The sequence below is a fragment of the Gluconobacter sphaericus NBRC 12467 genome (genome assembly GCF_006539125.1).
In the GTDB taxonomy this organism is placed as follows: Bacteria; Pseudomonadota; Alphaproteobacteria; order Acetobacterales; family Acetobacteraceae; genus Gluconobacter; species Gluconobacter sphaericus.
Genome location: NZ_BJMK01000001.1, coordinates 182,666 through 207,352, shown reverse-complemented (window position 1 = coordinate 207,352; position 24,687 = coordinate 182,666). Strand labels below are relative to the sequence as shown.

18 protein-coding genes and 1 tRNA gene are annotated in these 24,687 nt (G+C 59.3%); 7 read left to right on the top strand and 12 right to left on the bottom strand.

Annotated elements, in window-relative coordinates; translation table 11 throughout:
* Positions 1-85: 85 nt before the first annotated feature.
* Together GSP01_RS00975 and GSP01_RS00970 are read left to right on the top strand one after the other, a co-directional pair.
* Positions 86-1,054, top strand: a complete 969-nt coding sequence (locus tag GSP01_RS00975; RefSeq protein ID WP_228123660.1) for an alpha/beta hydrolase — start codon at positions 86-88, stop codon at positions 1,052-1,054.
* Between the two features lie 87 nt (positions 1,055-1,141).
* Positions 1,142-1,218, top strand: a tRNA-Arg gene (locus GSP01_RS00970).
* Positions 1,219-2,330: 1,112 nt separating this feature from the next.
* Here GSP01_RS00970 and ade read toward each other — a convergent pair.
* Both ade and panC read right to left on the bottom strand, forming a co-directional pair.
* Positions 2,331-4,028, bottom strand: coding sequence for an adenine deaminase (gene ade, locus GSP01_RS00965; protein WP_141349725.1), 1,698 nt, complete (start codon positions 4,026-4,028; stop codon positions 2,331-2,333).
* Between the two features lie 58 nt (positions 4,029-4,086).
* Complete coding sequence (gene panC / locus GSP01_RS00960) at positions 4,087-4,914, bottom strand: pantoate--beta-alanine ligase (protein ID WP_141349723.1); 828 nt, start codon at positions 4,912-4,914, stop codon at positions 4,087-4,089.
* A gap of 74 nt (positions 4,915-4,988) precedes the next feature.
* On the opposite strand from panC, the gene GSP01_RS00955 reads away from it, so the two are divergent.
* From GSP01_RS00955 to GSP01_RS00940, 4 genes are all read left to right on the top strand, one after another.
* Entirely contained in the window at positions 4,989-6,212 is a 1,224-nt protein-coding gene (locus tag GSP01_RS00955) for a TIGR03862 family flavoprotein (RefSeq protein WP_141349721.1), read from the top strand.
* Between the two features lie 4 nt (positions 6,213-6,216).
* The gene (locus tag GSP01_RS00950) at positions 6,217-7,656 is read left to right on the top strand and encodes an ATP-binding protein (protein WP_141349719.1); all 1,440 of its coding nucleotides are present in this window, start codon (positions 6,217-6,219) and stop codon (positions 7,654-7,656) included.
* 108 nt (positions 7,657-7,764) lie between these two features.
* Complete coding sequence (locus GSP01_RS00945) at positions 7,765-10,173, top strand: TonB-dependent receptor (protein WP_141349717.1); 2,409 nt, start codon at positions 7,765-7,767, stop codon at positions 10,171-10,173.
* Positions 10,174-10,186: 13 nt separating this feature from the next.
* Entirely contained in the window at positions 10,187-11,293 is a 1,107-nt protein-coding gene (locus GSP01_RS00940) for a glycerophosphodiester phosphodiesterase (protein ID WP_141349715.1), read from the top strand.
* Between the two features lie 331 nt (positions 11,294-11,624).
* On the opposite strand, the gene aldA is transcribed toward GSP01_RS00940, so the two are convergent.
* The 10 genes from aldA to tkt all read right to left on the bottom strand — a co-directional run bounded on the left by aldA (position 11,625) and on the right by tkt (position 23,545).
* Positions 11,625-13,067: an aldehyde dehydrogenase gene (gene aldA / locus GSP01_RS00930; RefSeq protein ID WP_141349713.1), complete on the bottom strand. Its 1,443-nt coding sequence runs from the start codon at positions 13,065-13,067 to the stop codon at positions 11,625-11,627.
* A 139-nt stretch (positions 13,068-13,206) separates the two neighbouring features.
* Positions 13,207-14,079: a LysR family transcriptional regulator gene (locus tag GSP01_RS00925; RefSeq protein ID WP_141349711.1), complete on the bottom strand. Its 873-nt coding sequence runs from the start codon at positions 14,077-14,079 to the stop codon at positions 13,207-13,209.
* A 55-nt stretch (positions 14,080-14,134) separates the two neighbouring features.
* Positions 14,135-14,662: a YaiI/YqxD family protein gene (locus tag GSP01_RS00920; protein ID WP_141349709.1), complete on the bottom strand. Its 528-nt coding sequence runs from the start codon at positions 14,660-14,662 to the stop codon at positions 14,135-14,137.
* A gap of 3 nt (positions 14,663-14,665) precedes the next feature.
* On the bottom strand, positions 14,666-15,181 hold the full coding sequence (locus GSP01_RS00915; protein ID WP_228123703.1) for a gluconokinase: 516 nt from the start codon (positions 15,179-15,181) through the stop codon (positions 14,666-14,668).
* Between the two features lie 23 nt (positions 15,182-15,204).
* The gene (gene rpiA / locus GSP01_RS00910) at positions 15,205-15,900 is read right to left on the bottom strand and encodes a ribose-5-phosphate isomerase RpiA (RefSeq protein ID WP_174787505.1); all 696 of its coding nucleotides are present in this window, start codon (positions 15,898-15,900) and stop codon (positions 15,205-15,207) included.
* On the bottom strand, positions 15,897-16,637 hold the full coding sequence (gene pgl / locus GSP01_RS00905) for a 6-phosphogluconolactonase (protein WP_141349705.1): 741 nt from the start codon (positions 16,635-16,637) through the stop codon (positions 15,897-15,899). Before pgl ends, rpiA begins: the two co-directional genes overlap by 4 nt.
* The gene (locus GSP01_RS00900) at positions 16,634-17,494 is read right to left on the bottom strand and encodes a Cof-type HAD-IIB family hydrolase (protein WP_174787504.1); all 861 of its coding nucleotides are present in this window, start codon (positions 17,492-17,494) and stop codon (positions 16,634-16,636) included. Before GSP01_RS00900 ends, pgl begins: the two co-directional genes overlap by 4 nt.
* 106 nt (positions 17,495-17,600) lie before the next feature.
* Positions 17,601-18,599: a phosphogluconate dehydrogenase (NAD(+)-dependent, decarboxylating) gene (gene gnd, locus GSP01_RS00895; protein WP_141349703.1), complete on the bottom strand. Its 999-nt coding sequence runs from the start codon at positions 18,597-18,599 to the stop codon at positions 17,601-17,603.
* Positions 18,600-18,602: 3 nt separating this feature from the next.
* On the bottom strand, positions 18,603-21,476 hold the full coding sequence (locus GSP01_RS00890) for a bifunctional transaldolase/phosoglucose isomerase (RefSeq protein WP_141349701.1): 2,874 nt from the start codon (positions 21,474-21,476) through the stop codon (positions 18,603-18,605).
* Between the two features lie 11 nt (positions 21,477-21,487).
* Positions 21,488-23,545 (bottom strand): transketolase, encoded by a 2,058-nt coding sequence (tkt, locus tag GSP01_RS00885; protein WP_141349699.1) that lies wholly within the window; start codon positions 23,543-23,545, stop codon positions 21,488-21,490.
* A 137-nt stretch (positions 23,546-23,682) separates the two neighbouring features.
* Between tkt and GSP01_RS00880 the strand changes: the two genes are divergently transcribed.
* Positions 23,683-24,687: an MBL fold metallo-hydrolase gene (locus GSP01_RS00880; protein ID WP_141350140.1), complete on the top strand. Its 1,005-nt coding sequence runs from the start codon at positions 23,683-23,685 to the stop codon at positions 24,685-24,687.

The window sequence follows — 24,687 nt, the reverse complement described above, 5'->3', positions numbered from 1 at the left end:
CGTTCTAAAATCATTCGTGATGATAGGCTCATTCCCCTCCGTTTCAAACCGCCTCAGACGTCTTTCCTTCGGACTGCTCTGCCTGATGTCTCCGCTAGCGCTACAGGGCTGCACGGCACCTCATATTCCAGACCTGCATCCGACAGCACAGGAAACGGCTCTCATCTCCCCGACACTCACACTCGACATGTCGGATGGCGCCCATATTCCCCTCCGACTGTATCCGGCCCTCACACCCAGCCTCCGTGGCATCATCCTGGCCCTGCACGGTTACGGCGACAGCCGGGATGCCTGGGAGTTCGCCGCACCGGTCTTCACAGCCCAGGGCTTTACACTCGTCGCGCCGGACATCCGCGGCTTTGGAGAAACTGCCGACCGGGGTGAATGGAGCAGCACGGCAAGACTGGTGCAGGACGCTCGCGAACAGGTGCTCTGGCTGCACACTCGCTATCCCGACACACCCATTCACATCATGGGAGAAAGCATGGGCGGCGCCATAGCCCTGCTGCTGGCCGCGACAGACACGCCCCATATCAACAGCACGATCCTGCTTGCCCCTGCGGCGCTCGATATCGGCCAGCCCTGGGAGAGCATTCTGGGCACTCTTGATCTCCTGGCCCCAAACTGGAAGCTGGACGGTTCGGCCGTTCCTGGTCACCGGGTTGCAAGCGACAACATCAAGGCCCTGCGGCGGATGTATTTCGATCCCCTCACCTTGCACAGTTCAACAATCCATCCGCTCTATGGCTTAACCCTGCTGATGCAGACTGCCTACAAAGCCGCGCCCCAGGCCCGGACCCCGCTGCTCATCATTTTTGGTGGCCGTGACCAGTTCGTCCTGCCACCCTTCACTGCACGCCTGCTGCGCAAACTGCCCCCCGACACCCGGATCGACGAACTACCCGACGCACACCACCTTCTCAGCCGGGACCACCGGGGGGCGGCACAGGATGCCGTCTCATGGTTAACAGACCCCGACCACTTCCTGCCATCAGGCGGTGATATCGCTGCCAGCGCATGGCAGGCCACCGCCCAGACGCAGACTTTTCCGTGACCTTCTGCCAGCCGTATGTCCGAACGACAGAACTTTCAAAAAAGAGGGCTGGCAATCTGTCGCCGAAGCAGTTATCTGAAGGCGCATGGACCTGTAGCTCAGCTGGATAGAGCGTTGCCCTCCGAAGGCAAAGGTCACGCGTTCGAATCGCGTCAGGTCCACCACTGATCTCAGAAATCGCTATATTCCGCCAATTACTCTGCGTCTTTGACACCTTCCTGAACAGGTTTGACGGGCGGGTCTTAGCCTTAACATCGCCGAACGTGCCAATTCCATCTGCACGGCGACACGGACGTAGCAGGCAACTTCTCTGAGGCTCCGATGACCTGTGATGGCGTCGGTCTGATGAGTTGTGCAACCGGCTTCTGCGAGCCTTCGGGCCGCGGCCTTTCTCAATCGTCAGGAACCTCCCCGCCCTGTTCGGCTTCCACTGATCCAACTCGGCGCCTGTTTTCTGCTGACGGAGATGGATACCGCTCGCACTTACGGAACTTGGCCCCACTTTCACAAAATTGCTTCGACGTTGACCTGTATGGAACAGCAAGGCCAGTGCCGGACGTTACCGCATGCCAGTCGGCCAGCGCGCTTCATTTCGGACGTTCTCGTCATTCGTCCACGAATGGATACCGTCACTTTTGCCCCTCCCATGTCGATCCTTAGATTTCGTGGACAAAGGGTATCTACTGGAGCGTTGAGGCGAGATTGACGAAGCCAGAATATGATCCCTTGGCTTTGTCATATAGGGTGGCGATGCGCCGCCAGTTCCTGAGTTTATTGAAGGGGCCGCTCGAAATGATGTGCCCGAACCATCATACTGTCGATCTTGTCAGCCAGGGTTTGAGGCATTGCATCGAACACGCCCGTCATTATCCAACGTCAATAGTGTCAGAACACGCTGTTCCGCTTGCCCTAGTCATCAAGCAGATGGCGCCATTGCGATCCGGTTCGGGCAATGATGCTCCCAACAGGCAGCCTTGAAACAATCGCGGCTGTTACGGTCACCTTATTACCCACGCAACCTGAGAGGGGGGCGTTTCCCCCATCTGAACACGGACCTGCCCGGCGAGTATTAGCGGGAACACCCAAGCCTGCGATGGACCAATAGTTCTGCGCCCTCTGCCGCCAGGTGATAACGAACCAACCGGAAACGACGTTCAGATCGTCAACACGGCCCCCTGTCTGCTAGACGCAGATGAGACATCCGCCCAAGCCATACGCGCCTAAGACGTCTCACCTGTATTATCTTTGTGAATGGCTGCCCTCAGGCAGCCATTCTTCAAACGAAGCTCATCGTCCTGACATCAATCATCCCGAAATCCGTGATCTTGAGATGAGGAATCACGGGTAGGGGCAGGAAGGCCAGTTGCAGAAACGGCTCTTCCAGAACAACACCCATCGTCCTCGCCGCCTTACGCAGGACAATCAGATCATCCCGGACCTGTTCGTAAGGCGCATCGCTCATCAAGCCTGCGACCGGGAGGCGTAGATCTGCGAGCACCTGTCCATTACGGACCGCCACAAAACCACCGCCGGTTTTTTCCAGATGGTTCACCGCACAGGCCATGTCGGCGTCGCTGGTTCCAACAACGCAGATATTATGGCTGTCATGCCCGACAGACGACGCCAGCGCGCCTTCCTTCAGGCCAAAACCCCGCACGAAACCACGCCCGATATTGTCGTTATGCCCATGCCTCGCTACGACGCAGACTTTGGCAACATCCTGTTCCGGATCAGGCGGAACGTGGCCATGGCCTTCAGGCAGGTCCAGACGCAAAAAATCCGTGATGATCTGACCAGGAATAACCCCCATAACAGCACGGTTTCTGCCGCTGCCTTCAACAGCCATGTCCTGCACCGTTACGGGGCGGGAGAGCTTCACGCTTTCCAATCCGACCGGAGGCACAATTTCGCGGCTTGCGAACAAGGCATCATTCACGAGGCGCCCGGCGGCAATGACGTCTGAAACCTGACAGCGCTCCAGATCATCAAGCAGGACGATATCCGCACGCTTGCCCGGCGCGATCTGTCCACGATCCTTTAGGCCAAAAGCTGTGGCAGCAGACAATGAGGCCGCCCGATATGCGGCCAGCGGCTCCACACCCAGTTCAATGGCACGGCGGATCAGGAAATCCAGATGGCCTTCATGGGCGATTTCGAGCGGATTGCGGTCATCAGTGCAGAACGCAAAGAACGGCGAAGTCGCGACGTTCAGAAGCGGTACCAACGCCTCAAGATCCTTGCAGACCGATCCTTCCCGGATCAGGACCGTCATACCCTTACGAACTTTTTCCAGTGCTTCGTCAGCAGCCGTGGCTTCGTGGTCGGTTGAAATACCGGCTGCCAGATAGCCGTTCAGGGGCTTGCCCCGCATGAGTGGTGCATGACCGTCAATATGACCGCCTGCAAAAGCCGCCAGCTTGTCCACACATCCGGGATCGCCATTCAAAACGCCCGGAATGTTCATGAACTCGGCCAGACCGATCACTTTCGGATGGTCCCGATAGGCCACCAGATCATCCACGTTCAGAACCGCGCCCGATGTCTCCATGGACGTGGCTGGAACACAGCTCGACAGGTTGACGCGCAGATCCATGATGGTCCGCTCGGCAGCGGCCAAAAAGTAGTCGAACGCCGCACGCCCCAACACATTGGCCATTTCATGCGGATCGCAGATGGCCGTCGTCACACCATGCGGCAGAACGCAACGATCGAACTCGAACGGTGTCACCAGAGAGGATTCGACGTGTAGATGGGTATCGATAAAGCCCGGCACGGCGATCCGGCCTGCACCATCGATCGTCCGGACACCTTCGTATTCACCGTAAGTCCCGACGATCCGGTCGCCGCAGATAGCGATATCAGTCGGAATAAGATCACCCGTGACCAGATCGAGCAGCCGAACATTGCGGATGACCAGATCGGCGGGTTCGTGGCCCTGCCCCTGGGCCACGCGACGCATGATGGTTTTCTGCATGTCTGAAATCCTCCGTACGTCAGCAGTGCATGCTTATACCGCATGAAGGGTGAGCAACTCAAAGAGGCATGTTGTCGATCAGCCGGACCTCCCCGGCCCGCACAGCCAGAAGCGCCAGCGCGTTGTTAGAACAGGGCTGTTCGCGGCAGAACGTGTCTGCGTTCACAACTGTCGCATAATCGATATCCGGAAGCCCGGCTTCGATCAGGACCGCGCGCATCGCATTTTCCAGAATCTCCACATCACGCTCGCCATTACGGAACAGCCGCGCAGCTCCCTGCAAAGCCTGAAACAGCGCTGGCGCTTTCTGACGGCTTCCAGATGTCAGACGCACATTACGGCTGGAGCGGGCCAGACCGTCCGATTCACGCGCAATATCGCAGACCACGATTTCAACCGGAATATCCAGATCTGCCACGAAGCGCCGGACCACCGCACATTGCTGGGCATCCTTCTGGCCGAAATAAGCCCGCTGCGGCTGAACGATATTGAACAGTTTGGTCACCACCGTCGCCACACCGGAGAAATGTCCGGGACGGGACTGACCTTCGAGTTCTTCCGCGACGCCGCCAACGTCAATCCGGGTGGCAGAACCTGGCGGGTAGAGCACATCGGGCGTTGGCAGAAACACCAGATCGGCCCCAGCCTCTTTCAAAAGCGCCAGATCGCGCTCGGGATCGCGCGGATAGGAGGCATAATCCTCGTTCGGGCCGAACTGCGTCGGATTAACGAAAATACTGACGGCCACCGCGCCATTTTCCGCCTTAGCCCGCCGGACCAGCCCGAGATGGCCTTCATGCAGAAACCCCATGGTCGGAACGAAACCGAGAGCTGGATAAGCCGTCCGTGCTGCACGAAGCGCCCCGATTGTTTCAAAAATCTGCATGTCATGTTCCTTTCCCACCAGAACTGGGGGCGCGGAGACTGACAAACCCTGCTCCACATGGCAATCAGGCGCTTATGAATGCTGCACCCCCTTCCCCATCCATCGCCATTATCGGAGCAGGTCCCGCCGGACTGTTCGCGGCAGAAATCCTGTCCGCAAAGGGATGCAGGGTGCAGGTTTTCGACCGGATGCCGAGCGTAGGACGCAAGCTGCTCATGGCCGGTCGCAGCGGCCTGAACCTGACACATTCAGAGCCTCTAAAACGTTTTCTGTGCCGCTACGGCAAAGCACACAACTGGCTGGAACCGGCCATTCGCACATTTCCACCATCGGCGTTAACGCAATGGGCTGAAGGACTGGGACAGACCTGCTTTTCCGGCTCCTCCGGACGCGTCTTTCCCACCGCGATGAAAGCCTCTCCCCTACTGCGTGCCTGGCTCCAGCGTCTGACAGAACAGGGCGTTCAGATCCGAACCCGGCATCGCTTTATGGGCTGGGACGGTGCAAGTTTGCTGTTTGAGACGGCCGACGGTCAGGCATCCATCAGGGCCGATGCGACCGTTCTGTCAATGGGAGGCGCAAGCTGGTCGCGACTGGGATCGGATGGACGCTGGGCGGATCTCCTGACGGATGAGATAAAGCCTTTCGCCCCGGCAAATTGTGGTTTCCTGCCCGACTGGCCCTCCGATTTCACAGCGCGCCACGAAGGCAGCGTGCTTCATTCCGTTGGCCTGACCTTCGGAGGGCAGCAGACACGTGGTGACCTGACCATCACAGCTCGCGGGCTGGAAGGCTCCGCGCTCTACGCGCTCTCGACGGATCTGCGGGACAACATCACGTCCGAAAAACGCGCAGTCCTTACACTCGACCTGCGTCCCACGCTTTCAGTGGATGATATCCTCAAACGCCTGCTGGCGCAGCGGGAGCGGGAAAGCCAGAGCAACCGGCTGCGCAAGGCACTGTCGCTGGATGTACCATCTCGCGACCTTCTAAAGTCAGCCATCCCTAAAGATGCCACGCCGCTTCAACTTGCCCAAACAATCAAAGCCGTTCCTCTGCCACTGATCGGCATGGAAGCTCTTGATCGCGCCATTTCCACGGCAGGCGGCGTACATCAGGCTGCTGTGGACGAGCAGTTCATGCTCAAATCCCGCCCGGGTGTTTTCGTGGCCGGTGAAATGCTGGACTGGGAGGCACCGACGGGCGGGTATCTGCTTCAGGGATGTTTTTCCACTGCTCATGCTGCGGCAAATGGCGTCCTTGGGTGGCTAGAATCGTCCAATTCCGCTATCGCCTGACGCCATGACATCCATCGTTCTCGGACAGGGCCGCGACGGCTCCGACACCTGCATTGATCTGCCGGAACTCCTGGCCACGCGCCTGCTGGTCCAGGGCAATTCCGGCTCGGGAAAATCGCATCTCCTGCGACGCCTGCTGGAGCAGACCTCTACCCTCGTCCAGCAGGTTATGATCGATCCGGAAGGCGATTTCGTCACCCTGGCCGACCATTACGGCCATCTGGTGATTGACGTCGAAGACCAGTCCGAAGCCAGCCTGCGCGCAGCAGGCGAGCGCGTGCGCGCCCATCGCGCATCCGTGGTGCTGAACCTTGAGCAGGTCGAAGCCGAAATGCAGCTTCGGGCTGCGGGCGCGTTTCTTAACGGCATGTTCGAGGCACCCCGCTCACACTGGTATCCGGCGCTCGTGGTGGTGGACGAAGCCCAGCTTTTCGCGCCCGTCACGGGTGGCGACACGTCTGATGAAGCCCGTCGCCTGTCACTCGGAGCCATGACGAACCTGATGTGCCGTGGCCGAAAGCGCGGTCTGGCAGGCGTGATCGCAACCCAACGTCTAGCAAAACTGGCGAAAAACGTTGCGGCGGAAGCGTCCAACTTCCTGATGGGCCGGACTTTCCTTGATATCGACATGGCCCGCGCCGCCGATCTTCTGGGCATGGAACGCCGGGCGGCGGAATCGTTCCGGGATCTGGCACGCGGGCAGTTCATGGCACTTGGCCCTGCCCTGAGCCGCCGCCCGAAACTTGTGGCGATTGGGCCCGTCACGACCGCGAGCCACGCCACGGGGCCGGTTCTCGTGCCACTCGAACCCGTCTCGGCTGAAGACTTGCGAGATATCATTCTTGAACCGGTCCACGAATTCACGCCCCGTCCCCGCCGGGAGTCCCGCCCTCCCCCGCCGGACCTTCTGGCACAACTCGATGCTTACGGAGCCGAACGCGAGGCCGAAGAACCCGCTCCGGCAGCCGTCGCCGTCGAAGCCAATCCCGACCAGCTCTGGTCGCTGGTGGCCGAAGTCGTGGCCGGTGAAGGCTCGGACTATAAACCCCTGGCGACCCTGTATCAGGACTTCCAGCTCAGGGCACGTATTCAGGGCCTGTCGCGCAATGTGCTGGAACTGGGGTCTTTCAACCGCATGCTGGCCACGATCCGCGCCGGGATGGACCGGGAACGTTCGGAAAGCGAGGACTGGAAACAGGCCCAGGCCATCGCCGCGACCCTGCCCGAAGACGTGCAGGGCGTCTTCCTGCTTCTCGCCCGCACGGCGTTGGACGGCGAAACCTGCCCGGGCGACGAGGCCCTGGCCCGCGCCTATGGCACGCACTCTCTTGGTCGCGCGCGGCGGCAGCTGAACTATCTGGAGGAGCGCGAAGTCATCGTCCTTCAGGACACGCCGCTGGGGCGCCGGGTGGCGATCGTCGGACTGGGCTGGCAGACAGCCTGACTGTCATAATTCTGTCATTACACGTTCACAGGAGCTTCACACGCAGTTCTTTAAGGAAAGATTAGGGTCCGCCGCGTCCGATCCCTTTTTGCTCCGGAAAGATCTTAGATGCCGCGCAACCTGCTGCGTTCCCGCCTGTTCCTGACTGTTTTCTGCTCGCCATTTGCGCTGGCTGCCGCCCTTCCGCACTCTGCCAGTGCCGCTGCGGCCGAAACCAGAAAAGCCACACCAGCCAAACATGCTGCGAAAAGCAACGCCAGGCACAAAGCCAAGGTGGATGCCCTGGCGGGTGGTACGGAACAGCTCGTCATCACGGCACGCCGCACGCGGTCTGAACAAGGGCTGAGCCATGTGCAGATCCAGCGCATTCTTCCGGGCATCAACCCGGTCAAGGCGCTTGAGATGCTGCCGGGCGTCGTGTTCAACAATGCCGACCCCTGGGGCAATAACGAGCAGAACTCCTCGCTCTATGTCCACGGCTTCAACCAGAACCAGCTTGGCTACACGCTTGACGGCATCCCCCTCGGCGATCAGGCCTATGGTAACTATAACGGCCTGTCCCCACAGCGTGCAGCCATCAGCGAAAACATCGGCTCGGCGTCAGTCTCCTCAGGTGCCGGTGCGCTTGGTACGGCGTCCACGTCCAACCTTGGCGGAACACTCCAGTTCACGACGCAGGACCCGCTGAAGAAGCGCGGCGCGCAGATTGAACAGGTTTTCGGAAGCTGGTCCACGTTCCGCACCTTCGCCCGGATCGATACGGGTGAGTTCGGCAACGGCAACTCGGCCTATGTCTCCTTCTCACGTCAGGACGCACGCGCCTGGGACTTTGCCGGACATCAGGGCGGCTATCAGGTCAATGCAAAGTTCGTGCACAACAGCGAACACGACCATTTCTCGACTTTCTTCGACTGGTCCCAGAAAGTCGAACCCAACGAGGACAGCATCACACTGCCACAGGGATACGGCATCTATGTTCGGCCGTTCACCTATCCGAATTTCAACTACGCAAAATCCTATATCAATTCAGCAACCTACAAAAATGCAGGCCTGAACTACCGCAACTATTACTCCGCGGCCCAGCGAGAGGACTTCCTCGCCTATTCGAAATGGACACATGATTTCAGTGAAAACCTGCACTGGGACAACAGCATATATTATCACCATGATATGGGTGAAGGTGTCGTCGCCGGTCCGATCTCGGCAGCCGGTCTGCCGACACTTTTTGCCGCCTATTATCCGGGGCAGGACCTGAACAGCGTCTTCGGCGGCTCAGGCTATGCAACGCGGACGACCGAATACTGGGACAATCGCGGCGGCCTGATGTCTACGCTGCGCTACCATCTAGGCAAGCATTCGATCGAACTCGGTGGCTGGTATGAGCGCAACAACAACACACAGGCCCGTCGCTGGTATCCGCTGAGCGCCACCAACCCGACGACGCCTTATGAGCGCCAGCAGAACGCCCTGATCGACCAGTACACCAACAATTTCTATACCAACACATTCGTCACGCATCTGCAGGACAACTGGCAGATTTCGAAGAACTTCTCCCTGATGGCGGGCTTCAAGTCCGAGCTGGTCTATACGAATGGCACCCTACCGGTCGCTGCAAAGGCCGGTTCGCTCTCCCCGTCCTATGCCGTAACGGCTCCGGGTGGCGAGATCGATGCAGCCAAGCCGTTCCTCCCCGCTTTCGGCGCAGTCTGGGACATCACGAAGCACGAGCAGTGGTTCGCCAACATCCAGGAAAACATGCGTTCCTATCAGGACGCAGGTTACGGCAACGCCACACCCTGGGGCGCTACCAGTCAGGCCGCTTTCGAGGAGTTCAAGAAAAACGGCAAGCCCGAGACATCATGGACGTATGAGACCGGTCTGCGTGAACATCGCCAAGTCCATCTCGGCCCGCTGACGGCGATTGAAGGTCAGGTCGAATACTATCACGTCCACTTCTCAAACCGTCTTCTGGCCGTAGCAACGACGCAGACCCTGTCGTCCATCATCGGCTCGGCCACAACGCTCGCAAACGTGGGTTCGGTCACGACGGATGGTATGGACTTCTCCTTCACCACCCATTTCGGTCCACATTTCTCGCTTTACAACGCGCTGTCCTACAACAAATCCACCTATAACGATAACTACAGCACGGGTTCGAGCATCATTCACACGGCGGGCAAGAACGTCGTCGGTATGCCGGACTGGTCCGAGAAGTTCGTCTTCACCACCAACTGGGGCAACGCCTACGGCCAGTTCACCGGTGACGTCATTGGCAAACGTTATGCGACTTATACCAATGACATGTGGGCGGCACCCTATGCGCAGTTCAACCTGAATGCGGGCTATACCTTCCACAACATTCCGCATCTGGCCTCCCTGAAGGTTCAGGGCAACATTACCAACCTGACAAACACCAAGGGATGGTCCACGATCAACGCGACCCAGACTTCGGGTCAGTTCTCGGCTTACCCCATCGCGCCGCGCATGTTCTTCCTGAGCCTCAGCGCAGCCCTGTAAGGAATACTGCCCCATGCTGACACGTCGCCAGAGCCTCGGCCTGCTCGCAGCCGGGCTTCCCGCCCTGCACCTGCGGGCGAAAGCCGCGCCCTCACTGGCGCCGAAGCCTCTCGTGTTCGCCCATCGCGGGGCCTCGGCCCTGCGTCCGGAACACACACTGGCCTCCTATGCCCGCGCCATGATGGATGGTGCAGACTTCATCGAGCCCGATCTCGTCATGACAAAGGACGGCCATCTGGTCGTCCGCCATGAAAGCAACATCGCCGGCACAACGGACGTGGCAGATCATCCGGAATTCGCCTCCCGTCATCGCACGCTCAAAATCGACGGACGCGCGGAAACCGGCTGGTTCACCACAGACTTCACACTCGCCGAGCTCAAAACCCTTCGCGCACGTGAACGTCTCTCAACGATCCGGGTCCACAACACCCGCTATGACGACCATTTCGAAATCCCGACCTTCGAAGAAGTCATCGAACAGGTCGCGGCCCAGTCCGCGGCAACAGGTAAGGTTTTCGGCCTTGTTCCGGAAATCAAGCACTCCACCCATTTTAACAGCCTCGGCCTGAACCCCGAAGCCGCTTTCCTACGAACCATCTCTGCCCACGAGTACACCCGGCAGGCCCCGCTGGAACTCCAGTCTTTTGAGACGGGCAACCTGGGGCGTATCCGGACCGACGTCCTGTCCATCAACCCGCAGGCGCGTCTGATGTTCCTTATGGGGGAGCGCAAGGATGTTCCGCCGGATCTTCTGGCAGCTGGCAAGACCACGACCTTCGGGGATCTCATGTCGCCCGATGGCCTCAAGGAGGTTCGCCGCTATGCTGACGTGATCGGCCCGTCCAATACGGACCTGATCCCGCGGGACAGCAAGGGCGCCTGGCTTGAACCCTCTACGCTCGTAACGGATGCCCATAAGGCCGGGCTTCTGGTTCATTCCTATACGGCACGGCCAGAAAACTACTTCCTCCCGGCCCAGCTTCGTAACGATGCCGGAGACACCGCCCGCAACCCCAAAGGCATGATCGCGGAACTCCGCCGCTATCTGGACATGGGGATCGACGGCTTTTTCACGGACGACCCCGCACTCGGGCGCATAGCAGTGGATGGGACCATCTGATCCGTATTACCCTATAAAAAAAAGGAGGCTCTCCCGGCTTGGGAGGCCTCCTTTTTTTATGCACTGATAAAAATCTCAACCGAGCCTGGAATGCCTGCCGACAACCTTGTTAAAGGCCGGAATATCATCCGGACAGCATGAGAAAACACAAGTCCCGTCAATGACGACCTCATTATCCACCCAGGTCGCACCGGCTTTTTCGAGCGCGTCCGGCGGTCCCGTCAGTTCAATTTTTTCGAGGCCAGCGATGGCCAAGTCCAAGGACTTTTACCATGACGCTGATCCTTTCAGAAAAAGACGGGCGACCGCCATGCTGTCGCCCGTTCGTCCATTACGCGTTGAGGTAAATGGTCTTCGTCTGGACATAGGCTTCCATGCCGTGCTGCCCGTCTTCGCCTCCAAGGCCACTTTCCTTGTAGCCATGATGGAAGCCCTGTGGCGCTTCACCGCCCGGACGGTTCACATAAACCTCACCAAATTCCAGATCGCGGGTCATACGCAGAATCCTGCCGAGATCGTTTGTGAAGAGATAGGCTGACAGGCCGTAGCGGCAATCATTGGCCCATGCGATCGCTTGGTCGAAGTCCTTCACGCGGATCAGCGACATGACCGGACCGAACACCTCGTTATGCACGATGTCCATATCCTGCGTGACATCGGTCAGGAGCGTCGGGGCGTAAAAATAGCCCTTATCATACACGTCGCCTGTCAGACGCTTGCCACCAATAGCGAGACGTGCGCCCTGACGGACAGCATGTTCGACCATTTCATGGACCTTGTTGAGCTCGTCCTCGCTCACCTTCGGCCCCATATCCGTGGACGGATCTGTCGGCAAGCCGACCTTCAGAGCCTCGATCTTCTCACGGACCTTCTGGACGAACCTGTCATAGACGGCCTCGTGGATATAGGTGCGTTCATTGCAGGTGCAGACCTGACCGGCATTACCGAAGCGCGACGCCACCGCCGCATCTGCAGCCTTGTCCAGATCGGCATCTTCCATGACCATGAACGGCGCTTTGCCACCCAGTTCAAGCCGGACCTCCTTCAGCGTCTCGGACGCAGCAGCCATGATCTTCTTACCGGCCGGCGTGGAGCCCGTCATCGTGATAAGCTTAATGTCCTTATGCGCCACCAGGGGCACACCGACATCCTTTCCGTCGCCCGTCACGACATTGATGACACCGTGCGGAATTTTGGCTTCCTCAACCAGCTTTGCCAGATGAAGGCAGGCCAGCGGCGTCAGCTCATGCGGCTTGACGACAATCGTATTACCTGCGGCCACAGCCGGACCTATCTTGCGAGCACAAAGCGCCAACGGGAAGTTCCAAGCCGTGATCGCACCGATAACACCCAGCGGCACACGATCAATCAAGATCTTCTCTTCCGGGGAACTGCCCGGAATAATCTCCCCCTGAAGCCGCAGCACATTCTCGGCTGCAAACCGCAGCAGACCAATGGCGAAATCCACCTCGATCCGGGCTTCCTTCAGCGGCTTGCCCATTTCTGATGTGATGATGGCGGCAAGCTTTTCCTTGTCGCGCTTCACCAGATCCTTGAGCACGTGAATGTAATCGGCCCGCTCGGTCGCCGTACGGCGGCTCCAGCCGATGAAGGCCGATTTCGCAGCCGAGACCGCCGCATCCACATCGGTCTGCGTGCCCTTGGCCACTTCGCCCACAATGACTTTTGTGGCCGGGTTTTCAACGGTGATCCACTCGCCACCCTTCGGTGCGACCCAGCTTCCATTAATGAAAAGATTATTTTTCTCAGTCATGAAATTTCCTGGATTTTCTGTGTGGCGATCATGCGCTCCGTAGTGAAACAGACGCATCAGCCAACCAGCAGTTCATTTAATGACTGTAAGGTGCAGGCATTCATTCATAATAAAAAGTGATGATTTGTGAGTTATGGGTTCACTTTTCATAAGCGCCCGGATGCGTGGGCGCATAATCCAGAAATCTCCGCCCCAGATCATTCAATCCCGGCTCACGCCAGATAAAATAGACTTCGCTCCCTTTTAGATCTTCGGGATACGTAAACGAAATTCCTTCACGACGCCGTCTTTTGACCTGCGAAACGATACTGTGTGGGACACAGGAAATGCCCAATCCCGCCTGAACACAGGCAAGAATGACGTCATAGGATTCAACCGTGTGGATAATCGCGTTCGAAACACCATGCCGCTCAAGCCAGATCTCAAAATACCGGCGGTAGAAGCAGTCGGTATTGAACAGAAACACATGCTGCCCGTCCCACGCGCCTTTCTGCCCTTCCGGTATGGCGAGCGCCAGTTTCTCGCGAAAAGCAAAACGACTTTCCATCAAGGGATGAACGATCGGCCCGTCCGTCAACGCCAGATCAATTTCCCCATCCGCCAACATCCGCTCCAGCGTATAGGTCGGGCGCAGGAACATCTTCAGTTCCACACCCGGACAGGCTTTGAGGAACTCCGGCACGATCCGCGGCAGATAGCCCTCAAGCGCGACATCCAGCGCTCCAATATTCAAGACGCCGCGCGGAATACCTTCGGAAAACAAATCCGTCAGGCTCCGTGCGCCAGCCACGACCGGCATAGCCTGCTGATAGAACAGGCGACCTTCAGGAGTGAGCGTCAGACGCCCCCTCTCACGCAGAAACAGTTCCTGCCCAAGCAGCAGTTCCAGTTCCTTCAAACGCGCCGTCACATTGGATGCCACACAGTTTAGGCGACGGGATGCCGCAACGACCGTTTCCTCCTCCACAACTGCACAGAACATCTCAATCTGGGCAAGACGGAGCGGATTCATGGGGAAAGATCCTCATCGGGACGGCATTATCCCCCGGCAGAAGATATCCCCAGAATCAGGGAACATCTCCGGGGAAGGGCCTGTGGATTGTTTCTGAAGAACTGGGGACCGATCGCGCGAGGGCCGCTTTCCTGCGGAGTCGCACGATGAGTGTATCCAGTGCGGATAAAAACCGGCTCCGGTCGGCTTTGCCAAAGGACGGATTATAGGTCGTGACTGCCCCCGTTTCGCGCAGACCTTGCATCAGATCGCGCATGGCCGAGACCATGCCAACGGAACGTTCGTCAATTTCCTCGCCATTCGGGCGCAGTACAGAAGCCTGTTTCGCCAGACAACGCACCGCGAGCGGAATATCGCTGGTGATGACGATATCCGCAGGCGTCACCTTTTCCGCAATCCAGTCATCGGCCACATCTGGCCCTTCCGGGACCACGACGCGCTCAATAAGCGGAGACTGTGGAATATTCATCCAGCTATTGGCGACAATAATTGTTTTCAGGCCGTAGCGTGCCCCGACTCGGTAAATCTCATCTTTGACCGGGCACGCATCCGCATCCACCAGAAGCCGGGTGGTCTCGGCCATGAATCAGTCCTCCGCCTGAAAATGACGGATCAGTTCCTCCAGCACCACATCAGGATGCTTCTCGCCCGAGACCCGGATCACCGGCTCGTCGTCACCAGGCACTTCAAGCGTCGCCAGCTGACTGGGCAGCAGACTCGCCGGCATGAAATGCCCTTCCCGACGCTGCAACCGGTCAGCGAGTTCCCTGGCAGATGTATCGATATGCACAAACTCAATGGGCAGGTCCTCACCGCGAAGCTGCTCACGATAGGAACGCTTGAGCGCGGAACAGGTCAGGACGGCACCATGCCTAGCCTCCACCTGCTCGCGCAGCCAGTCATGACAGAGCGCAAGCCAAGGAGCCCGATCCGCATCGGTCAGCGGCTGACCTGTGCTCATTTTCTCGACATTGGTTGGCGGGTGAAGTGCGTCGCCTTCCTGAAAATGCCACCCCAGACGCGTGGCCAATCCTGTTGCAACCGTCGTCTTGCCTGTCCCGGACACGCCCATGACCACGAGGAAACGCGGTTTCATACCCATCTGTGTTTCATTTTCCGTCATTTTCATGGTTCCCAGTGCTCCACCCCGTCCGGCATCGCCACAAGGACCTCAGACGCCATATTAAGGAACATGCCGTGTTCCACAACGCCCACAATCTGGTCGATTTTCTTTGCCAACTCCTCGGGCTTTTCGATCGGCCCGAAATGGCAGTCCAGGATCATGTTTCCGGTATCAGTCACAAACAGCGACCCGGCCCGGTCCGTCCTCGGCTTCACGCCGCGTGCGCCACAGGCCGCCAGACGTTCCGCCGTGCATTCCCAGCCGAAGGAAATAACTTCCACCGGCACCGGTGCACGCTCGCCCAGCAGGTCCACAGGCTTGGTGCCATCGACGATCACCACAAACCGCTTGGCGGCCTGCGCAACGATCTTCTCACGCAGCAATGCCCCGCCCAGTCCCTTGATAAGATTGAGCGAACCACGCTGGACCTCATCCGCACCATCGATGGCAATATCAATGCGGCGATGCGCGCTGAAATCCGTTAGCGGGATCCCGGCCTTGCGGGCCTTGTCTTCGCTGTCATCCGAAGTCGGAATACCAAAGATCTCCAGCCCTTCCGCAACGCGCTCACCCAGACGCTCGATCATGTAGGCCGCCGTGCTGCCCGTGCCGAGCCCCACGACCATACCGCTTTTGACCATATCCGCAGCTTCACGGGCAGCCGTACGTTTGTGAACGTTCATATCCGTGCCGCTCATGCGTCTTCTCCCACCGCAGCGCGATCTGCCAGAATGATGATCCGTCCTTCGCTCGTCACCCGTGCAGACGGGAGGGAACTGTCACCTTCGACCAGGCGCTCCAGCATCTCGACCTTGGAAGCCCCCGTCACGAGGAACACGACCAGCGCGCTGGACTGGATAGCGGGATAAGTGAGCGTGATGCGCTCGTAAGGTGCTGTGGACGGTGCAGCCGTCCCAACCCAGGCCGTTCGCTCCTTCAGAACTGGCTGGCCCGGAAACAGCGAGGCCGTGTGACCGTCGGTGCCCAGACCCAGCATGACCAAATCAAACAGCGGGCGCTCCGGATCGAGCGTCGTTGCGCCATAGGCCGCCTGAAGAGTCTTTTCGTAGGCCTTCGCATCCTCTTCCACTGTGGCCCCAGTTGGAATGGCGTGGATGTTCTGCGCTGGCACCGGAACACGGGAGAGCAAAACAGACTGGCCAACCGTGTGATTGCTGTCGGCATGGCCTTCCGAAACATGCCTCTCATCACCGTAGAAAATCTCGACGCGCTCCCATGGGATCAGCTTCGCACGCGACGGCGTAGCCAGGATCTCGAACAGGCGCTTGGGCGTAGAGCCGCCAGAGAGAGCGACCCGGAACAGGCCATCCGTCTTGGCCAGGATCCCTTCGACGAGAAGGTCGGCCATCCGCAGGGCGACGGCTTCAGAATCAGGAAGGGTTTCCAGCGTGGCGGCACGAATGTCGGTGATCATGGATTGAAAACTCTCGGCAGGATGTAGCGCTCGACGGCCTTGGCCCAGCCATCGCGCTCGTTGGTGTCTGTGAGAACCTGCGCGGCGGCTTTCACATCGTCTTCGGCCTGCCCCATCGCAATGCCCAGTCCCGCCACCGAAAACATCGGCAGATCGTTATGGGCATCACCAAGACAGGCCACCTCATGCGGCGCAATACCGTGGGCACGCGCCAGCTCGCAAACAGCCTCGCCCTTGTTGGCCAGGGCCGGCGTCACGTCCAGAAGAATATCGGAAGATCGGCGCACACTTGCATCACCGTGAAGCATGGCGCCAAGTTCAGTCTCGACGTCCTGAAGCAGGCTGGTATCGCTGCTCACGCCCATGACCTTGCCAATGCCCTCGAACTCTTTGCGAAGGTCGGGAACCTGATGCGGCGTCAGGCCGGTGATGCCCTGTTCGTGCTGCACGAAGGGCGTATAAGCGTCCTGCACCATCCAGTAGGACTGCCGCAGGAACCAGGTCTCGATCCCGTGCAGGTGCAGCATGTCATGCACGATCGATAGCACATCCTGTGACAGAACACGGCTAACGGACGTAGTCCCGTCAGGCTTGAAGATAATACCGCCATTGAAGCCGGCATTCTGCCCAGTCAGGCCGAGCTGCTCGATATAAGGGAGCATGGCGGCTGGCGGCCGCGCACTGGCCAGACAAAGGGGAATTCCCCGCTCCTGCAGCACCCTGACCATGGCCAGCGTCGAAGGCGCGATAGTCTTGTCTGGCGTCAGGAGGGTTCCATCCATATCGGACACGACCATCCGGATGGTCTGCGGCAGCGGCGGCAGAGCCGCATGGATGGCATCGAGGTCAACTGACATAAGAGCCCCTGTAAAAACCCCCGTCAGAGTCTTTGCGGGGGCTGGCTGGTCATTGATGGCAAAACCATACCCTGCCAGCCAGTCCTTGCCCATGAGGGAGGCAGGCTTATTTCTTTTCGACGTGCCCGCCGAAACCGAAACGCTGTGCCGAGAGAACTTTCTCGGCAAAGTTGTTGCCCGTCCGCGAACGGAAGCGCGTGAACAGTGCGGCCGTCATGACCGGAGCTGGCACGTCTTCTTCGATGGCTGCCTCGATCGTCCAGCGACCCTCACCAGAGTCCGCAACTTCGCCAGAGAACTCATTGAGTGTCTCCGAGCGGGTCAGGGCCTCGGCCGTCAGATCGAGAAGCCAAGACGACACGACACTGCCACGACGCCAGACTTCCGCGATGTCGCCCATATTGAGCTCGAACCGATCCTTTTCCGCGAGGATCGGGGAGTTCTTGCTCTTCATGATATCGAAGCCTTCGGCGAAGGCCTGCATCATGCCGTATTCGATGCCGTTATGGACCATCTTCACAAAGTGGCCCGAACCGGCGGGACCACAGTGCAGATAGCCCTGCTCGGCGCGCGGATCATGACCCGCTTCGTCACGGCCCGGTGTGCGCGGCACATCCCCGATGCCCGGCGCAAGCGCGCTGAGGATCGGATCGATGTATTCAGCGGTCTCTTTCGTGCCGCCGAACATCATGCAATAGCCGCGTTCCAGGCCCCAGACACCGCCTGAAGTCCCGACATCGACATAGGAAATGCCCTTTTCAGCCAATTCGGCCGAACGGCGGACATCGTCCTTGTAATAGGTATTGCCACCATCAATGATGACGTCCCCACGTCCCAGAAGACCGCCGAGTTCCTGAACGCAGGCCTCGGTAATGGCCCCTGCCGGGAGCATGACCCACACCACGCGGTGCTCGTCGCCTTCGAGCAGCTTCACCATTTCAGCCACAGAACTGGCTGAGGTCGCGCGCCCCGCTTCACAGCGTCCAGCGACCGAAGCCGTCACTTCCGGCGTACGGTCGTGCACGACGACATCATGTCCGTGGCGCGTCAGACGAACGGCAATATTGCCGCCCATCCGTCCCAGTCCAATGATTCCGATCCGCATGACTTATGCTCCTGCCAGTGCTTTGTGGATCGCCGTTTCCAGAGCCTTCAGCCCCTCTTCCAGCGGTCCATCGATATGAACGCGAAGGGCACGACGACCACGGGCCGCGAGCACTTCGAAATCGCCTCGCGCCTGTGCCGCTTTCACGACACTGAAGCTGAAGCCATGACCCGGAACTGGCACATCTGCCGCATCCGTTGCCGTAACCTGCAGGAACACGCCGCTATCGGGCCCACCCTTGTAGGCCTGGCCCGTCGAATGCAGGAACCGAGGGCCAAATTCGGCGGCTGTTGCCACCTTCAGCGTATCCCGAAGCTCCATACGAACGGACTGTGCCCAGTCGCGCGTCTGCTGGTCGCGACGGATATAAGCGAGCAGACCGACATAGTCACCCGGCTTCACACGATCAAAGAGCGCCTTGAGGATGGAGACGGCATCGCCTTTGTTTCCAGAGGCTTCCGTGTTCTTCGCATCCGCATAGAAAGACAGCAGACCATCCTTGGCGAAAGGCGTTTCCGGCGGCAGCGAACCCGTCTCGGCATAAGCCGAGGTCAGCTTGCGCGTCTCGAGCTTGCTGAACTCCACATCCGGCTGATCGAACGGGTCAATGCCGAGAACCGCACCAGCCACGGCTGTAGCAAACTCGAACAGGAAGAACGCCTGCCCGATCTGGGTCTTGTCCGCCAGACGGATAGTGACCACCGGCGCACCGGCGGCGCGCAGGGCGCCAAGACGACTGTCAGGAACATCATCGCCGAGCAGCAGATCCACGAAGACGCGGTCCGTGCCGTAGACATCCGGCGTTCCAAGCTCTTCCTCATCAATGGGGATGAGGCCAAGGCCCTTCTTGCCCGTGCTTTCGGCAATAAGCTGCTCCAGCCATGCACCCAGCGAGGCAATGCCGTCAGAAGCGAGGATCGTCACCTTGTCACGGCCAAAACAGTGCGCGGCATGACCCAAGATCAGGCCAAGCACCGCACCCGGATTGGCTGTCGGAGGCGCGCTTCCGTCACAGGATTCCACCATCAGACGCGTGACCGTCAGCAGCTTGCGAACGTCAATGCCGCTTGCCGCTGCCGGGACGAGACCGAAATTGGACAGAACCGAATACCGGCCACCAATTTTCGGATCACCGTAGAACACGCGCCAGAAGCCGTTTTCCTCTGCCACTTTCTGCATGTGTGAGCCGGGATCGGTGATGGCGATGAAGCTGTCACCCGGCTTCTTGCCCAGAGCCTGACCAGCCACCTGCCAGAAATGCGCGAACAGGATGTTCGGCTCCAGCGTTCCGCCGGATTTACTGGCCACGATGAACAGCGTGTTCTTCGGATCGATGGCCTTCTCGAACGCCGTAACCTGCTGCGGGTCCGTACTGTCTAGCACATGCAGCTTCGGCCAGCCTTCATGCTGTCCGAATGTCTCGGCCAGAACCTCCGGGCCAAGGCTCGAACCGCCCATACCCAGAAGCAGGATATCCTTGAAGCCACGACTGCGAACATCGCGGGCCAGAACTTCAAGCTCTTCGACGTTCCACAGACGGTCCTGCACAATCGTCAGCCAGTTCAGCCAATCGGCTTCCGGGCCATTCGTCCAGACCGACGGGTCTTTTTGCCAGATCCGACGGAGACCACCGCTCTGGCTCCAGTCCTTCTCCGCACCGGCGACATCGTCGCGCAGTTCCGGCGGCAGGTCGGCGCTGACACGCAGCAGACGCTGGCCGAGAACGGCCTCACGTTTGGTTGCCACAGCCGTCAGCAGGGTGTCGAACGAAACGCTGAACGCCGCACAGCCATCTTTGACGAGCTTCGTCGTCACACCATTCAGATCCAGCTTGAGGCGCTCGGCCTCAGCCATCACATGGCGGGCTTCCTCGACATTTTCCGTGAGGCTGGCACGTGCCTTGCCGTGATCGCGGAACGCATCGAACGTTGCGGGCGGAATGGTGTTGACCGTCTCGGGGCCGATCAGTTCCTCAACATACAGAACGTCCGAATAGGCTTTGTCCTTGACGCCGGTGCTGGCCCACAGCAGGCGTTGCGGGTTGGCGCCCTTCTCGGCAAGCGCCTTCCAGCGCGGGCTGTTACGGACTTCGAGGTAATACTGATAAGCCATTTTTGCATTGGCGATCGCGACCTTGCCACGAACAGCCTTCAGCGCCTCGGCGTCCGCGTCGCCAGCGGCAATACGACGGTCGATTTCGCCGTCAATCTTGGCGTCAATACGGCTGACGAAGAAGGAAGCCACGCTGGAGATGCGCGAAAGGTCTTCGCCGCGGGATGCACGAGCTTCAAGGCCGGAAATATAGGCTTCCAGGACCGCTTTGTAGGCATCCAACGAGAACAGCAACGTCACGTTGACATTGATGCCGTCAGCGATGGCTTCGCGGATGGCGCCCGTACCTTCAGAAGTTCCGGGGATCTTGATCATCAGATTTTCGCGCGCGACTGCTTTCCACAGACGGCGGGCTTCCGTGATCGTTCCGTGTGGGTCGAACGCCAAATAGGGCGAAACCTCGAGGCTGACGTAACCGTCCAGCCCCTTGGTCTTTTCGAACACCGGATACAGAACCGCACAGGCGGAACGGATGTCGTCAATCGCCAGGTGCTCGTACAGTTCGCCGGGCGGCAGGCCCTCGCCTTCCAGCAGCTTGCGGATCTGCGGATCGTATTCGGTGCCGTGCCCGATGGCCTTCTCAAAGATGGCCGGGTTGGACGTGACGCCCCGCAGCCCGTCTTCGTCCACCAGCTTGCGGAGGCTTCCGTCCTCCGTGAAGCTACGCTGGATGAAATCCAGCCAGGGGGACTGGCCGTATTTCTCAAGGTCGCACAAGGCGTTGTTGACGGTGTTCAGAGCGGTATTGGAGATTGTGTCTGCCACAGGATTTCTCCTTACTTGCCGCGCAGGGCCTGACGCTTTGCTGCGTCAAAGACTGCTTCCGGCGTGAAACCGAATTTCGTGAGAAGGGCGGAAGCCGGAGCCGACGCGCCGAACGTATTCATGGCAATGATTGCACCACCGATACCGACATACCGGTCCCAGCCAAAGGCTGCGGCCTGCTCGACTGCAACGCGACCGATTACGTCAGGCGGGAGCACGGAATCACGGTATTCTTGGCTCTGCTCTTCGAACAAGTCAAAGCTCGGCATGGAAACGACACGCGCCTTGATGCCTTCCGCGATCAGCTTTTCGTAAGCCCCAACCACAAGGCTGACTTCCGAACCCGAAGCGATCAGGATCACGTCCGGCTTACCTTCACAGCTCGCCAGCACATAGGCACCCTTCGCCAGACCGGCAGCGGAAGCATATTTCGTGCGGTCGATCGTCGGCAGGTTTTGACGGCTGAGTGCGAGCACGGCCGGCTTGTGCGTCATCGGGATTAGCGTACGCCAGGCTTCGGCCACTTCGTTGGCGTCGGACGGACGGATCGTCATGATGCCCGGCGTTGCGCGCAGCTGGGCAAGTTGCTCGATCGGCTGATGCGTCGGTCCGTCTTCACCCACGCCGATGGAGTCATGCGTGAAGATGTACAGAACCGGCAGGTCCATGATGGCCGACAGACGGATCGGCGCCTTCATGTAGTCGGAGAAGATCAGGAAGCCCGACCCGTAAGCCCGGATACCCGACAACGCGATGCCGTTGCAGATGGAACCCATCGCATGTTCGCGCACACCGAAATGGATGTTCCGGCCGCCATAGGTGCCATTCCATTTTTCCGGCTGGAAAGAGCCACCGCCCTTGATGTCCGTCTTGGTGGAGGGCGTCAGGTCGGCGGAACCGCCGATCATCCAGGGAAGGTTCTTCGCAACCGCATTCAGGACCTGACCCGAGCTTGCCCGGGACGCGACACCCTTGGCATCGGCCTCAAAGGTCGGGATATCCTTGTCCCAGCCTTCCGGCAAACGATGCTCGATGATGCAGTCGATTTCAGCCGCGAGTTCCGGATGTGCCTCACGATAGGCCGAGAACAGCTCACGCCATTCCGCACTGGCCTTCGCGCCGCGCTTGCCGAGACCTTCGGCGAAATGCTCCTTCACCCCGTCCGGGACATAGAAGTCCGGAGCGTCTTCAGGCCAACCATAAGCGGCCTTTGCGCCTTTGATCTCTTCCGCACCCAGCGGCTCACCATGCGCCGACGCTGTACCGGCCTTTTTGGGCGCACCATAGCCGATGACCGTCTTAAGAACGATCAGGCTCGGACGATCCGTCACCGCGCGTGCAGCCTTCAGCGCTGCCAGAATAGCATCGACGTCATTGCCGTCCGTCAGTGTCTGCACATGCCAGCCATAGGCATCGAAGCGCTTGCCGACATTTTCCGTAAAGGCCAGATCTGTCGAACCCTCGATGGAAATCTGGTTTGAATCATAGATCCAGGTCAGATTACCCAGTGCCAGATGGCCAGCGGTAGAAGCAGCTTCGGAGGCCACGCCTTCCATCATGTCGCCATCGCCACAGAACACCGTCACGTGATAATCGAACAGCTTGAAGCCCGGGCGATCATAGCGCGCGGACATCCATTTCTGTGCAATCGCCATACCGACGGAATTGCCACAACCCTGCCCGAGCGGGCCAGTCGTGGTTTCTACACCAGCGGTAAAGTGGTATTCCGGATGGCCCGGCGTCTTGGAATTCAGCTGACGGAACTGCGAGAGATCCTCGACAGTGAGCGACGGTGCATCAACGACTTTGCCATCCCGGATATCCTTCACGCCTGTCAGGAACAGGGTGGAGTACAGCAACATCGATGCATGGCCGACCGAAAGGACGAAACGGTCACGCGCCGGCCAGCACGGATCGGCCGGATCGTATTTCAGATCATGCTGCCAAACGGCATACATCGCAGGGGCGAGGGCCATAGCCGTGCCGGGATGGCCGGAATTGGCGCGCTCAACACCTTCCATCGAAAGGGTACGGATCGTATTGATGGCGAGTTGGGGAAGCGTACTCATCGGAATGGGGTCTCCGGCTTGTGACTGACGGGAAGAAACGCAACGTTATCTCCCGTACATTCTGCTGCCACGGCATGACGCGAAGTCGCGCCGGACGCAATGGCTGATTGGTAAACCATATTGTGAAACACGCTCTTGTGCTTAATGACAACCCGCCACATTTCGACGGGCGCCATTACAAAAACCCAGAAGTCTGGCGCCCGGACGAACCACGCACGGCCCGCACGACGTCCCAGCGGATCGGGAATATCTTTCGCTGGCAAATGGGGCTGCGCCCCCGCTGGCCGGACGCTCTCCCCCCCCAGAAAACCTGGCCGCAGGGTACACCCGCTCCGGGAGAGTGCTGCGTGACATTTATCGGTCATGCGACCGTTCTGCTCCAGTTTGGCCGCACAGGACGCGCGCCTCTGCGGATCATCACTGACCCGGTATTCTCCGAACGCTGCTCCCCCTTCCGCAGTTTCGGTCCCCGTCGCGTGAGGCCACCCGGAATCACCCTCAACGCCCTGCCCCGCATCGACATCATCCTCGTCTCACACTGCCATTACGACCATATGGACCTCCCAAGCCTGCGTGCCCTGGCAGAGCGCGATGACCCGCTCTGCCTCTCGCTGCCAGGCAACCGCCGCCATCTGGAAAAGGCCGCCCTGCCCCGCATCGTCGAGCTGGACTGGTGGGAGAGCACAACCGATGACGGCGCCCGCATCACATCCACGCCAGCCCTTCACGGAAGCGCGCGCACACCCTTCGATTCCAACCGTGCACTGTGGGGCGGGTTCACGATCGAAGCCGATGGTCACACGGTCTTTTTCGCGGGCGATACGGCCTGGGGAAAGCATTTCGACGCGATTCATCGTCGCTGGCCGGAGATCGACCTCGCCATCCTGCCCATCGGCGCCTACGACCCGCGCGACCTGATGCGCCGCGTCCACATGTCGCCTGAAGAAGCTCTCATGGCCTTTGATACACTCAGGGCAAAACAGGGGCTGCCCATCCATTTCGGGACCTTCCAGCTCACCGACGAAGCCATTCTGGAGCCCCCCACGCGCTTGGAATTCGCAAGCCGCCCCGGTAATCGCCCTTTCGCAGCACTGGAGAATGGCGAGAGCCTCACCCTTCCGCCAGCTGACACAAAAAGCTAA